Origin of the sequence: Streptomyces sp. NBC_00335, assembly GCF_036127095.1 — a bacterium.
In the GTDB taxonomy this organism is placed as follows: Bacteria; Actinomycetota; Actinomycetes; order Streptomycetales; family Streptomycetaceae; genus Streptomyces.
In genome coordinates this window covers 6,564,628-6,578,149 of record NZ_CP108006.1, presented here as the reverse complement: position 1 = coordinate 6,578,149, position 13,522 = coordinate 6,564,628, and the positions used below count along the sequence as shown (strand labels likewise).

The window sequence follows — 13,522 nt, the reverse complement described above, 5'->3', positions numbered from 1 at the left end:
CCACACGTCCTAACGGGTGAGCGGGGTGTGAGGTGTTGCTCGCGCTGTTGACCGAGCGGGTGACCCGAAACGATCGGGCCAATGATCAAGCCAAGATCGACCGGGTCAGGCCGCCGGATTCGCGGTTCCGCCGAGCTGCATTCCGGCCATCCGCGACCACTCGTACGGTCCCGTCCGCACCCGCGCGGCGAACTCGCCGTCGAACTCCTCGTGGAGGGTCAGCCCGGCCTTCTCTGCCGCGAGCCGCGCGGTGTCGTACGCAGGGGCCACCAGGTCGCCCCAGCCGCCGTCGGTGCCGACGAGGACGATCCGGGTGCCCGCCTGGCCGATGTGCGCGAGGTGGCCCTCGGCGCCGCCGTGCTGCTTGGCGAACGCGCCGATCTGCTTGGCCAGCTTCGCGGCCTTACGGTCCTGCTTCTTGTCCGCCGTGGCGGCGGTCTCCTCGGTGTCTGCCATGAAAGGCATGCTACCGGCCGGTAATGAACGGAGGAAGGTTCATCGGCGAAGGATCAGCGGAGGAAGGGATCCACGGCGACGGCGACGAAGAGCAGCGACACGTAGGTGATCGACCAGTGGAACAGCCGCATCTCCTTGAGCTTCGCGCCCGTCACGCCCGACTTGGCGCGCGCGTTCAGCCCGTGCGCCTCCCACAGCCACCAGCCGCCGGCCACCAGGGCGACCGAGGTGTAGAACCAGCCGGTGTACCCCAGCGGGGTCAGCAGCAGCGAGACCGCCACCATCACCCAGCTGTAGAGGACGATCTGCTTGGCCACGGCCTTGTTGCCCGCCACGACCGGCAGCATCGGCACGCCGACCCGCGCGTAGTCGTCCTTCACCTTCATCGACAGCGGCCAGTAGTGCGGCGGCGTCCAGAAGAAGATGACGAGGAAGAGGATGACCGCGGCCCAGGAGACCTCGTTCTTCACGGCCGACCAGCCGATGAGCACCGGCATGCAGCCCGCGATGCCGCCCCAGACGATGTTCTGCGAGGTGCGCCGCTTCAACAGCATCGTGTAGACGACGACATAGAAGAGGAGCGCGCCGAGCGCGAGCGCGGCCGAGAGCCAGTTGATCAGCAGCCCGAAGAACAGGGTGGACGCGATCCCGAGGGTGATGCCGAAGACCAGGCACTCGCGCGGGCTGACCATGCCGGTCACCAACGGGCGTCCCGAGGTCCGGTCCATCAGCGCGTCGATGTCGCGGTCGATGTACATGTTCAGCGCGTTGGCGCCGCCCGCGGACAGATAACCACCGAAGCAGGTGGCGAGGACCAGCCACAGCGAGGGCACGCCCTGCTCGGCGAGGAACATCACCGGCACGGTCGTGATGAGCAGAAGCTCGATGATCCGCGGCTTGGTCAGCGCCACGAAAGCCATGGCCCGGGCCCCGAACGGCCGGTGGTTGGGGCTCGTCCCGAGCACCCCCGCTGGACGGGATTCGACGGCCGTCACGCACACCCCTGACAGAGAATCCAGCAAGCTCCGACGTGAACCCTTTTAAACATGTAGGTCCCGTAAAGGCTTGCGCGTACCACGCCACTCTAGACGTAGCCATTGGCTCGTCCCGCGCGGGGGTCGCCCCGTGTTGGTCCGATCGGCGCTGCGACGTCACGTGCGGACCGCGGGTACTCGAATAGCTGCACGCTGTGGCGGGGGTAGGCTCGGAATCGCGCCGGTGCACCGTTCGTCACCGGGAACCAGACATGTGGAGAGGAGCCCTGACCCACGGTGAGCACCAAGCCGACGACCACAGAGCTCGACTGGACCGAACTGGACCAGCGTGCTGTCGACACCGCCCGGATCCTGGCCGCCGATGCGGTCCAGAAGGTCGGTAACGGCCACCCCGGCACGGCGATGAGCCTGGCCCCCGCCGCGTACACCCTCTTCCAGAAGGTGATGCGGCACGACCCGGCGGACCCGGAGTGGGTCGGCCGCGACCGTTTCGTGCTCTCCGCCGGTCATTCCTCGCTGACCCTCTACACCCAGCTGTACCTGGGTGGGTTCGGGCTCGAGCTGGACGACCTGAAGGCCTTCCGCACCTGGGGTTCGAAGACCCCGGGCCACCCGGAGTACGGCCACACCGCGGGCGTCGAGACCACCACCGGCCCGCTGGGCCAGGGCATCGCCAACGCGGTGGGCATGGCCATGGCCGCCCGCTACGAGCGCGGCCTGTTCGACCCCGAGGCTCCCACGGGCACCTCCCCGTTCGACCACATGATCTACGCGATCGCGGGCGACGGCTGCCTCCAGGAGGGCATCTCCCACGAGGCGTCCGCGCTGGCCGGCCACCAGAAGCTCGGCAACCTGGTGCTGCTGTGGGACGACAACCACATCTCCATCGAGGGCGACACGGAGACGGCCGTCTCCGAGGACACCCTGAAGCGTTACGAGGCGTACGGCTGGCACGTCCAGCGCGTCGCGCAGCAGGAGAACGGCGACCTCGACCCGAAGGCGCTGTTCACCGCGCTGCAGGCCGCCAAGGCCGAGACGGAGCGCCCCTCCTTCATCGCGGCCCGCTCGATCATCGCCTGGCCGGCCCCGCACGCCCAGGGCACCGAGGCCTCGCACGGCTCGGCCCTCGGCAACGACGAGGTCGCCGCCACCAAGCGCGTGCTCGGCTTCGACCCGGAGCAGACCTTCGAGGTCTCCGACGAAGTCATCGCGCACACCCGCTCCCTCGGCGACCGGGGCCGCGAGGCCCGCGCCGCCTGGGAGAAGGAGTTCTCCGCCTGGCGCACCGCCAACACCGAGCGCGCGGCCGAGTTCGACCGCATCAACGCGAACGAGCTGCCCGCGGGCTGGGAGGACAAGCTCCCCGTCTTCGAGGCCGGCAAGGGCGTCGCCACCCGCGCCGCCTCGGGCAAGGTCCTCGAAGCGCTCGGCGCGGTCATCCCGGAGCTGTGGGGCGGCTCGGCCGACCTCGCCGGCTCCAACAACACCACCATCGACAAGAACTCCTCGTTCCTGCCGGTGGGCAACCCGCTGCCGGAGGCCGACCCGTACGGCCGCACCATCCACTTCGGCATCCGCGAGCACGCCATGGCCGCGGCCATGAACGGCATCGCCCTGCACGGCCACACCCGCATCTACGGCGGCACCTTCCTGGTGTTCTCCGACTACATGCGCAACGCCGTGCGCCTCTCCGCCCTGATGCATGTGCCGGTCACCTACGTGTGGACGCACGACTCCATCGGCCTCGGCGAGGACGGCCCGACCCACCAGCCGGTCGAGCACGTCGCCGCGCTGCGCGCCATCCCGGGCCTGAACGTGGTCCGCCCGGCCGACGCGAACGAGACCGCCGTCGCCTGGCGCGAGATCCTCAAGCGCCACACCAAGGTCTTCGGCAAGGGCGCCCCGCACGGTCTGGCGCTGACCCGCCAGGGCGTGCCGACCTACGAGCGCAACGAGGACGCCGCCAAGGGCGGGTACGTGCTCTTCGAGGCTGAGGGCGGCCCCGCGCAGGTCGTGCTCATCGGCACCGGCTCCGAGGTCCAGCTCGCCGTCGCCGCCCGCGAGGCGCTGCAGGCGGAGGGCGTCCCGGCCCGGGTCGTCTCGATGCCGTCCGTCGAGTGGTTCGAGGAGCAGTCCCAGGAGTACAAGGACAGCGTCCTGCCGCCTTCGGTCAAGGCGCGTGTCGCGGTCGAGGCCGGCATCGGCCTGACCTGGCACCGCTACGTCGGCGACGCCGGCCGGATCGTCTCGCTGGAGCACTTCGGTGCCTCGGCCGACGGCGCCGTGCTGTACCGCGAGTTCGGCCTGACCGCCGAAGCCGTGACCGCCGCCGCACGCGAGTCGCTCGCCGCCGCCGCGCGCTGACTCCCGTACCCAGACCAGTAGGAGATGCAATTCCCATGACAGACGCACTGAAGCGCCTTTCCGACGAGGGCGTGGCGATCTGGCTGGACGACCTGTCCCGCAAGCGCATCACGTCCGGCAACCTGGCCGAGCTCATCGACCAGCAGCACGTGGTCGGTGTCACCACCAACCCGGCGATCTTCCAGAAGGCGATCAGCGGCGGCGAGGGGTACGGGCAGCAGCTCGCCGACCTGGCCGCCCGCAAGGTCACCGTCGAAGAGGCGATCCGCATGATCACCACGGCGGACGTCCGCGACGCCGCCGACATCCTGCGCCCGGTCTACGACTCGACCGAGGGCCAGGACGGCCGCGTGTCGATCGAGGTCGACCCGCGCCTGGCCCACAACACCACGGCGACCATCGCCGAGGCCAAGCAGCTCGCGTGGCTGGTGGACCGTCCGAACACGCTCATCAAGATCCCGGCGACCAAGGCCGGCCTGCCGGCGATCACCGAGGTCATCGGCAAGGGCATCAGCGTCAACGTCACGCTGATCTTCTCGCTGGAGCGCTACCGCGAGGTCATGGACGCCTACCTGGCGGGCCTGGAGAAGGCGAAGGCCGCGGGCCTGGACCTCTCCAAGATCCACTCGGTCGCCTCGTTCTTCGTGTCCCGCGTGGACTCCGAGATCGACAAGCGCCTGGACGCGCTGGGCACCGACGAGGCCAAGGCCCTCAAGGGCAAGGCGGCGCTCGCGAACGCCCGTCTGGCCTACGAGGCCTACGAAGAGGTGTTCTCCTCCGAGCGCTGGGCCGCCCTGGACAAGGCGCACGCCAACAAGCAGCGTCCGCTCTGGGCCTCGACCGGCGTCAAGGACCCGGCGTACAAGGACACCCTGTACGTGGTGGACCTGGTCGCCCCCGGCACCGTGAACACCATGCCCGAGGGCACCCTCGAGGCCACCGCCGACCACGGCGTGGTCGAGGGCGACACCATCAGCGGCACGTACGAGCAGTCCCGCGCCGAGCTCGCAGCGGTCGCGAAGCTGGGCATTTCGTACGACGATGTGGTGCAGCTGCTCGAAGAAGAGGGCGTCGAGAAGTTCGCGGTGTCCTGGAACGACCTGCTGAAGTCGACCGAGGCGGAGCTTGAGCGCCTCGCCCCCACGGAGGCCTGAACACTTTGTCTGTAAACGGAGCGAACCCGCTTCGTGACGCACAGGACCGGCGGCTCCCGCGCATCGCGGGGCCGTCCGGCCTGGTCATTTTCGGCGTTACGGGTGACCTGTCGCGCAAGAAGCTGATGCCTGCCGTCTACGACCTCGCCAACCGCGGCCTGCTCCCGCCGGGCTTCTCACTGATCGGCTTCGCCCGACGTGAGTGGCAGGACGAGGACTTCGCGCAGGAGGTTCACGACGCGGTCAAGCAGCACGCGCGCACCCCCTTCCGTGAAGAGGTCTGGCAGCAGCTCGTCCAGGGCTGCCGTTTCGTCCAGGGCGACTTCGACGACGACCAGGCGTTCGAGACGCTGAAGTCGACGATCGAGGAGCTGGACAAGGCGCAGGGCACCGGCGGCAACTTCGCCTTCTACCTGTCCGTCCCGCCGAAGTTCTTCCCCAAGGTCGTCGCCCAGCTCAAGAAGCACGGGCTGGCGCAGAAGGAAGGCTCCTGGCGGCGCGCGGTCATCGAGAAGCCGTTCGGGCACGACCTGACCAGTGCACAGGAGCTCAACCAGCTCGTGCACGACGTCTTCCCGCCCAACGAGGTCTTCCGGATCGACCACTACCTGGGCAAGGAGACCGTCCAGAACATCCTGGCGCTCCGCTTCGCCAACACGATGTTCGAGCCGATCTGGAACCGGTCGTACGTGGACCACGTGCAGATCACCATGGCCGAGGACATCGGCATCGGCGGCCGGGCCGGCTACTACGACGGCATCGGCGCGGCCCGCGACGTCATCCAGAACCACCTGCTCCAGCTGCTGGCGCTCACCGCGATGGAGGAGCCCGGCTCCTTCCACCCCAAGGCGCTGGTGGCCGAGAAGCTCAAGGTGCTGACCGCCGTGGAGCTGCCCGAGGACCTGGGCAAGCACACCGTGCGCGGCCAGTACTCGGCTGCGTGGCAGGGCGGCGAGAAGGTCGTCGGGTACCTCGAAGAGGACGGCATCGACCCCAAGTCGAAGACCGACACCTACGCGGCCATCCGCCTGGAGATCAACAACCGCCGCTGGGCGGGCGTCCCGTTCTACCTGCGGACGGGCAAGCGCCTGGGCCGCCGGGTGACCGAGATCGCGGTCGTCTTCAAGCGGGCCCCGTACCTGCCGTTCGAATCGGGCGCGACCGAGGAGCTGGGGCAGAACGCCCTGGTCATCCGGGTCCAGCCGGACGAGGGCGTGACGGTGCGCTTCGGTTCCAAGGTTCCGGGCACCTCCATGGAGGTCCGGGACGTGACGATGGACTTCGCCTACGGCGAGTCCTTCACGGAGTCGAGTCCCGAGGCCTACGAGCGGCTGATCCTCGACGTGCTGCTGGGTGACGCGAACCTGTTCCCGCGCCACCAGGAGGTCGAGCTGTCCTGGAACATCCTCGACCCGATCGAGCAGTACTGGGACACGCACGGCAAGCCCGCGCAGTACCCGTCGGGCACCTGGGGACCGGTCGAGGCGGACGAGATGCTCGCACGAGACGGACGGAGCTGGCGCCGGCCATGAAGATCGATCTCACGGAGACCAACTCCAGCAAGATCAACGCCTCGTTGGTGCAGGCGCGCCGGGACATCGGCACGCCTGCCATCGGGATGGTGCTCACGCTGGTGATCGTGACCGACGAGGAGAACGCGTACGACGCGCTCAAGTCGGCGAACGACGCGTCCCGCGAACACCCCTCGCGGATCGTCGTCGTCATCAAGCGGGTCAGCCGCTCGCCGCGCAGCCGCCGCGATGCCCGTCTCGACGCGGAAGTCCGCGTGGGGACGGACTCCGGCACCGGCGAGACGGTCGTGCTCCGCCTGCACGGCGAACTGGTCGACCACGCCCAGTCGGTGGTTCTCCCGCTGCTCCTCCCGGACGCGCCCGTCGTCGTCTGGTGGCCGGAGGGCGCTCCGCAGGACCTGGCGGGCGACCCCCTGGGGGCACTCGGCCAGCGCCGGATCACGGACACGTACTCCACCGAGGATCCGATCGAGGCGCTCGGCAGCCGGGCCGGGGCGTACGCGCCCGGGGACACGGACCTGTCCTGGACCCGGATCACCCCGTGGCGCTCCATGCTGGCGGCGGCGCTCGACCAGCAGACCCACTCGGTGTCCTCGGCCACGGTCGAGGGCGAGGACGACAACCCGAGCTGCGAGCTGCTGGCGATGTGGCTCGCGGACCGGCTGGGGGTCCCCGTCAAGCGCACCTCCTCGGCGGGCCCCGGGCTCACCGCGGTGCGTCTGGAGACCAAGGACGGCGAGATCGTCCTGGACCGGGCGGACGGGGCGCTGGCCACGCTGTGCATGCCGGGGCAGCCCGACCGCGCGGTGGCGCTGAAGCGCCGCGACACGGCCGAGCTCCTGGCGGAGGAACTCCGCCGCCTGGACCCGGACAACACCTACGAGGCCTCGCTGAAGTTCGGCGTGGCCCGCCTGGCCCCCACGGCCGAACCGGCGCCCGCGAAGCCGGCTCCCGCGAAGGCGGAGGCTCCGGCCAAGGCGGCCCCGGCCAAGGCGGATGCTCCGGCGGCGAAGCCCGCTCCGGCGAAGCCGGCCAAGAAGGCCGCGGCCAAGCAGTAGGCACGGGCCGCTGCGCGGGGCCGTCCCCTACCCGCCCTTCCACCGTTCCCCGGGGCTCCGCCCCGGACCCCGGTCCTCAAACGCCGGACGGGCTGAATGAACCCAGCCTCGCCGGCGTTTGAGGCGCGGGGGTCCGGGGGCGGAGCCCCCGGTTTCGGGAAGGGGCGGGGTGGGGGGAAGGCTCCGCGCAGCGGCATCCGGACCCGCACCCGAACGCAGAACTACCGACAAGGCGGCAGCACATGGGTATGACGACTCCCCAGGTCGTCGTCCACCGGGACAAGGAGCTGATGGCCCAGGCCGCGGCCGCCCGGCTGATCACGAAGATCGTGGACGCACAGGCGGCCCGCGGCACCGCGTCCGTGGTCCTCACCGGTGGCCGCAACGGCAACGGCCTGCTCGCCGCGCTGGCCGCGGCCCCGGCCCGGGACGCCATCGACTGGTCCCGGATCGACCTGTGGTGGGGCGACGAGCGCTACGTGCCGGCCGCCGACCCCGAGCGCAACCACGTCCAGGCCCGTGAGGCCCTGCTGGACGCCGTCCCGGTGGACCCCGCGCGGGTTCACGCCATGCCCGCCTCCGACGGCCCGTACGGGGTCGACGTGGACGCGGCGGCCGCCTCCTACGCGGCGGAGCTCCTCAAGGCCTCCGGCCCCGAGGACCATGGTCCGGTCCCCCGCTTCGACGTCCTGATGCTGGGCGTGGGCCCGGACACCCACGTGGCCTCCCTCTTCCCCGAACACCCCGCGTCCCGCGAGAGCGAGCGCACGGTGGTCGGCGTCCACGGCGCGCCCAAGCCCCCGCCGACCCGGATCTCGCTCACCCTCCCGGCGATCCGGGCGGCCCGCGAGGTCTGGCTGCTGGCGGCCGGCGAGGACAAGGCCGGAGCGGTGGCGATCGCGCTGGGCGGGGCGGGCGAGGTCCAGGCCCCGGCGGCCGCCGCGTACGGCCGCTCCCGCACCCTGTGGCTCCTCGACCGCGCGGCGGCGGCGAAGCTCCCGCCGGCCATGTACCCCCCGGCCTCGGCCTGACCCCGTAGAACCTGCGGAACCCGCAGACCCCGTACAACCCGACAGGGCCCGCCCTCCGCGAGGAGAGCGGGCCCTGTCTGCGTTCCGTCTACCGTCAGCGGCCCCGCAGCGAGCGGTACGCGGCCACCAGCGCGCGCGTGGACGCGTCCAGGCCCGGCACCTCCGTGCCTTCGGTGAGCGCCGGCTCGATCCGCTTGGCCAGTACCTTCCCGAGCTCCACGCCCCACTGGTCGAAGGAGTCGATGTTCCACACCGCGCCCTGGACGAACACCTTGTGCTCGTAGAGCGCGATCAACTGGCCCAGTACGGCCGGGGTCAGCTCGGTCGCCAGGATCGTGGTCGTCGGGTGGTTGCCCGCGAAGGTCTTGTGCGGGACCAGCGGTTCGGCGACGCCCTCCGCCCGGACCTCGTCCGCCGTCTTGCCGAAGGCCAGCGCCTGCGTCTGCGCGAAGAAGTTCGCCATCAGCAGGTCGTGCTGGGCCGCCAGCGCCGGGAGCAGTTCGCCCACCGGCCGCGCGAAGCCGATGAAGTCCGCCGGGATCACCCGGGTGCCCTGGTGGATCAACTGGTAGTAGGCGTGCTGGCCGTTGGTGCCGGGCGTGCCCCACACCACCGGCCCGGTCTGCCAGTCCACCGGGTTGCCCTCGCGGTCCACCGACTTGCCGTTGGACTCCATGTCCAGCTGCTGCAAGTACGCGGTGAACCGGGAGAGGTAGTGGCTGTACGGGAGCACGGCGTGCGACTGCGCGTCGAAGAACGCCCCGTACCAGATCCCCAGCAGGCCCAGCAGCAGCGGGGCGTTCTCCTCGGCCGGCGCCGTGCGGAAGTGCTCGTCCATGGTGTGGAATCCGCCGAGCAGTTCCCGGAACGCCTCCGGGCCGATCGCGATCATCAGGGACAGCCCGATCGCGGAGTCGAAGGAGTAGCGCCCGCCGACCCAGTCCCAGAACTCGAACATGTTGGCCGTGTCGATGCCGAACGCGGAGACCTTCTCCTCGTTGGTGGACAGCGCCACGAAGTGCCGTGCCACGGCCGCCTCGTCGCCGCCGACGCCCGCGAGCAGCCATTCCCGCGCCGAAGTGGCGTTGGTGATGGTCTCGATCGTCGTGAAGGTCTTCGACGCGATGATGAAGAGCGTCTCGTGCGGGTCCAGGTCCCGTACGGCCTCGTGCAGGTCGGCGCCGTCCACGTTCGACACGAAGCGCAGGTTCAGGCCCCGGTCGGAGAAGGCGCGCAGCGCCTCGTACGCCATCGCCGGCCCCAAGTCGGAGCCGCCGATGCCGATGTTGACGACGTTCTTGATGCGCTTGCCGGTGGAGCCGGTCCACTCCCCCGACCGGACGCGGCCGGCGAAGGCCGCCATCTTGTCGAGGACCGCGTGGACGCCGGGCACGACGTTCTCCCCGTCCACCTCGACGACCGCGTCGGCCGGGGCGCGCAGCGCGGTGTGCAGGACCGCCCGGTCCTCGGTCGTGTTGATCTTCTCGCCGCGGAACATGGCCTCGCGCAGCTCGGCCACGCCGGTCGCCGCGGCCAGTTGGCGCAGCAGAGTCAGCGTCTCGTCGGTCACGAGGTGCTTCGAGTAGTCGATGTGCAGGTCTGCGACCCGCAGGGTGTAGCCGGTGCCCCGGCCCGGATCCGTCGCGAACAGCTCCCGCAGATGCGTCTGCCCCAGCTCGTCCCGGTGCTTGCCGAGTGCGGCCCACTCGGGCGTCCGGTTGAGCCTCGTACGGCTGTCTGCGTTCATCTCGGACATCAAACCCACTTCCTGTCCTGTCGTGCCCCGCCGGTTCCAACCTAAGGGATGGGAAGCGGCACAACCGACACAAAGCGGCCCGGCCCGCAGGAGGGAAGACTCCTGCGGGCCGGGCCGGATGCCACTTCGGTTGTTCGGTGGGGACGCGTCAGATCTCGCCGCGCAGTTTGGCGAGCGCCTCGGCGAGGATCGCCTCGCCGTCGGCGTCCGTGCGCCGCTCGCGTACGTAGGCCAGGTGCGTCTTGTACGGCTCGGTGCGCGGGGGTGCGGGCGGGTTGTCCCGGTCCTGGCCGGCCGGGAACCCGCAGCGCGGGCAGTCCCAGGTGTCCGGCACCTGCGCGTCGCTGGCGAAGCTCGGCTGCGTCTCGTGCCCGTTCGAGCACCAGAAGGAGATGCGCAGGCGGGGCGCGGACTCGCCGCGCTCGGCCTCACCCATCGGCCCCGCTCCGACCCGACTACCACGGATCGCGTTGCCACTTGCCACGGTCGTAACTCCCTGCGTGATGGTGCCGCGAAACGTGAGTGGATTCCGTCGCGGGCGCCCAAGTCTACGTAAGGCGGGCGCAAGTCCAGGAGTGGAGTTACCCATTCCAGACAAGAACGCCGGACCTCATGATAGGCCGGGGAGAGCCGACCGGACGGCCGGAATGGCCAGAACGGTTCAGCTGCCGGTCTTCATGAGCAGACCGAGCGCGACGATGCACGCGAACCAGAGCAGACCGATCACCACGGTGATGCGGTCGAGGTTGCGCTCCGCGACCGAGGAGCCGCCGACCGACGACTGCATACCGCCGCCGAACATGTCGGAAAGACCGCCGCCCTTGCCCTTGTGCATCAGCACGAGCAGCATCAGCAGGGCGCTGAAGACGACCAAGGCGATCTCGAACCCCAAAATCACGGCTGATTCCTACTTTCTGGGCTTACTGGCTTTCCGGCTTTCCCGCATTGCCGATTACGAGCACGGGGGCCAGCGGCTGGTTCAGCCTGCTGGCCCCCGCAAGGGTACGACGGATCCGTCCTACCGCATACTCACGATGAACGTCACTGGTCGCGGAACCGGACGATCTTCACGAACTCGTCCGCGTCCAGCGCCGCGCCGCCGATCAGGGCGCCGTCGACGTCGGGCTGGGCCATGATCGCGGCGATGTTGCCGGACTTGACCGAGCCGCCGTACTGGATGCGGACCTTGTCGGCCAGCTCCTGCGAGTACAGCTCCGCGAGGCGGACGCGGATGGCACCGCAGACCTCCTGCGCGTCATCGGGGGTGGCGACCTCGCCGGTCCCGATCGCCCAGACGGGCTCGTACGCGATCACGATGGACTCGACCTGCTCGGCCGGGACGTCCTTGAGTCCGCCGTCGAGCTGCTTCAGCGTGTACTCGACCTGCTGGCCGGCCTTGCGGATGTCCAGGCCCTCGCCGACGCACAGGATCGGGGTGATCCCGTGCTTGTAGGCGGCCTTGACCTTGGCGTTGCAGATCTCGTCGTTCTCGCCGTGGTACTGGCGGCGCTCGCTGTGGCCGACGGCCACGAACGTGCACTTCAGCTTCGAGAGCATCGGGCCGGAGATCTCGCCGGTGTAGGCACCGGAGTCGTGGGCCGAGATGTCCTGGGCGCCGTACTTGATCTTCAGCTTGTCGCCGTCGACCAGGGTCTGGACCGAGCGCAGGTCGACGAAGGGCGGCAGGACCGCGACCTCGACGAAGTCGTAGTCCTTGTCGGCCAGGGCGAAGGCGAGCTTCTGGACGTGGGCGATGGCCTCGAGGTGGTTGAGGTTCATCTTCCAGTTGCCCGCCATCAGCGGGGTACGGCCGGCGGTGTTCTCAGTCATCAGGGTTCAGACCTCCAGTGCGGCGAGGCCGGGGAGCGTCTTGCCCTCGAGGTACTCGAGGGAGGCGCCGCCACCGGTCGAAATGTGGCCGAAAGCGTTCTCGTCGAAGCCCAGCGTGCGCACGGCGGCGGCCGAGTCGCCACCGCCGACGACCGTGAAGGCGTTGCTGTCGACGAGGGCCTGCGCGATGGCGCGGGTGCCGCCGGCGTAGTCGGGGTGCTCGAAGACGCCCACGGGGCCGTTCCAGAAGACGGTCTCGGCGTCGGCGATCTTCGAGGCGTACAGCTCACGGGTCTTGGGACCGATGTCCAGACCCTCCTGGTCGGCGGGGATCTTGTCCGCGTCGACGGTGATGAAGTCCGCCGGGGCCTTGGTCTTCAGGTCCGGGAAGTCCTTGGAGGCGAGGATGTCGACCGGGAGGACCAGCTCGACACCGTTCTTCTCGGCGCGCTCCATGTACTCCTTGACGACGTCCACCTGGTCCTTCTGGAGCAGGGAGATGCCGACCTCGTAGCCCTTGGCGTAGAGGAAGGTGTACGCCATGCCGCCGCCGATGAGGAGGCGGTCGGCCTTGCCGAGCAGCTCGTCGATGACGGCGAGCTTGTCGGAGACCTTGGCGCCGCCGAGGATGACCACGTACGGGCGCTTGACCTCGGCGGTCAGCTTCTTCAGGACGCCGACCTCGGTGGCGATGAGGTAGCCGGCCGCGTGCGGGAGGCGCGCGGGGAGGTCGAAGACCGAGGCGTGCTTGCGGTGGACAGCGCCGAAGCCGTCGCCGACGTAGATGTCGGCCAGCTCGGCGAGCTGGTCCGCGAAGGCGCCGCGCTCGGCGTCGTCCTTCGCGGTCTCACCCGCGTTGAAGCGCAGGTTCTCGATGACGGCGACCTGGCCGTCGGCGAGGGCCGCGACGGTCTCCTTGGCGGAGGCGCCCACGGTGTCGGTGGCGAACGCGACGTCCGTGCCGAGCAGCTCGCCGAGGCGGGCGGCGGCGGGCGCCAGCGAGAAGGCCGGGTCCGGGGCGCCCTTGGGGCGGCCCAGGTGCGAGGCCACGACCACGCGGGCGCCGGCCTCGGCGAGCTTCGCGATGGTGGGCTGCACGGCGCGGATGCGGCCGTCATCGGTGATCTCACCGTTCGAGAGCGGCACGTTCAGGTCCGCGCGTACGAAGACACGCTTGCCGGACACGCCCTCGGCGAGAAGTTCGTCGATCGTCTTCATGCTGTTTTCTACTCCTTTTCCCAGCCCAGGACTTTACCCGTGCGGGGCGAGAGGGGTACGAGGCAAGCAACAGGGCCCGTACAGCGCTTCATCGCGCTGCCCGAGCCCCGGTGCTCACTTCGTGGTGC

At 69.8% G+C, this 13,522-nt stretch carries 12 protein-coding genes; 5 read left to right on the top strand and 7 right to left on the bottom strand.

Features of this window, described 5'->3' with window-relative positions:
- Positions 1 to 105: 105 nt before the first annotated feature.
- Together OHA37_RS29830 and OHA37_RS29825 are read right to left on the bottom strand one after the other, a co-directional pair.
- Positions 106 to 456 carry a hypothetical protein gene (locus OHA37_RS29830; protein ID WP_266909674.1) on the bottom strand — a complete coding sequence of 117 codons (351 nt, stop codon included), beginning with the start codon at positions 454 to 456 and terminating at the stop codon, positions 106 to 108.
- A 53-nt stretch (positions 457 to 509) separates the two neighbouring features.
- Positions 510 to 1,457 carry a heme o synthase gene (locus OHA37_RS29825; RefSeq protein WP_250742345.1) on the bottom strand — a complete coding sequence of 316 codons (948 nt, stop codon included), beginning with the start codon at positions 1,455 to 1,457 and terminating at the stop codon, positions 510 to 512.
- A 270-nt stretch (positions 1,458 to 1,727) separates the two neighbouring features.
- Here OHA37_RS29825 and tkt point away from each other — a divergent pair, with 270 nt between their 5' ends.
- The 5 genes from tkt (at position 1,728) to pgl (ending at position 8,590) form a co-directional block, all read left to right on the top strand.
- Positions 1,728 to 3,815 (top strand): transketolase, encoded by a 2,088-nt coding sequence (gene tkt / locus OHA37_RS29820; protein WP_266909672.1) that lies wholly within the window; start codon positions 1,728 to 1,730, stop codon positions 3,813 to 3,815.
- A 35-nt stretch (positions 3,816 to 3,850) separates the two neighbouring features.
- Complete coding sequence (gene tal / locus OHA37_RS29815) at positions 3,851 to 4,969, top strand: transaldolase (RefSeq protein ID WP_266909670.1); 1,119 nt, start codon at positions 3,851 to 3,853, stop codon at positions 4,967 to 4,969.
- A 5-nt stretch (positions 4,970 to 4,974) separates the two neighbouring features.
- The gene (gene zwf / locus OHA37_RS29810) at positions 4,975 to 6,501 is read left to right on the top strand and encodes a glucose-6-phosphate dehydrogenase (RefSeq protein ID WP_266909668.1); all 1,527 of its coding nucleotides are present in this window, start codon (positions 4,975 to 4,977) and stop codon (positions 6,499 to 6,501) included.
- Positions 6,498 to 7,559: a glucose-6-phosphate dehydrogenase assembly protein OpcA gene (gene opcA, locus OHA37_RS29805; RefSeq protein WP_266909666.1), complete on the top strand. Its 1,062-nt coding sequence runs from the start codon at positions 6,498 to 6,500 to the stop codon at positions 7,557 to 7,559. The genes zwf and opcA overlap by 4 nt, the downstream gene beginning before the upstream one ends.
- 248 nt (positions 7,560 to 7,807) lie before the next feature.
- The gene (gene pgl, locus OHA37_RS29800; protein ID WP_266909664.1) at positions 7,808 to 8,590 is read left to right on the top strand and encodes a 6-phosphogluconolactonase; all 783 of its coding nucleotides are present in this window, start codon (positions 7,808 to 7,810) and stop codon (positions 8,588 to 8,590) included.
- Between the two features lie 94 nt (positions 8,591 to 8,684).
- On the opposite strand, the gene pgi is transcribed toward pgl, so the two are convergent.
- The 5 genes from pgi to OHA37_RS29775 all read right to left on the bottom strand — a co-directional run bounded on the left by pgi (position 8,685) and on the right by OHA37_RS29775 (position 13,394).
- Complete coding sequence (pgi, locus tag OHA37_RS29795) at positions 8,685 to 10,337, bottom strand: glucose-6-phosphate isomerase (RefSeq protein ID WP_266909662.1); 1,653 nt, start codon at positions 10,335 to 10,337, stop codon at positions 8,685 to 8,687.
- A gap of 157 nt (positions 10,338 to 10,494) precedes the next feature.
- Positions 10,495 to 10,830, bottom strand: a complete 336-nt coding sequence (locus tag OHA37_RS29790) for an RNA polymerase-binding protein RbpA (RefSeq protein WP_007263454.1) — start codon at positions 10,828 to 10,830, stop codon at positions 10,495 to 10,497.
- 177 nt (positions 10,831 to 11,007) lie between these two features.
- Complete coding sequence (gene secG, locus OHA37_RS29785; protein ID WP_266909659.1) at positions 11,008 to 11,244, bottom strand: preprotein translocase subunit SecG; 237 nt, start codon at positions 11,242 to 11,244, stop codon at positions 11,008 to 11,010.
- Between the two features lie 143 nt (positions 11,245 to 11,387).
- Complete coding sequence (gene tpiA / locus OHA37_RS29780; RefSeq protein WP_266909657.1) at positions 11,388 to 12,176, bottom strand: triose-phosphate isomerase; 789 nt, start codon at positions 12,174 to 12,176, stop codon at positions 11,388 to 11,390.
- A gap of 6 nt (positions 12,177 to 12,182) precedes the next feature.
- Complete coding sequence (locus tag OHA37_RS29775; protein ID WP_266909655.1) at positions 12,183 to 13,394, bottom strand: phosphoglycerate kinase; 1,212 nt, start codon at positions 13,392 to 13,394, stop codon at positions 12,183 to 12,185.
- Positions 13,395 to 13,522 lie beyond the last annotated feature (128 nt).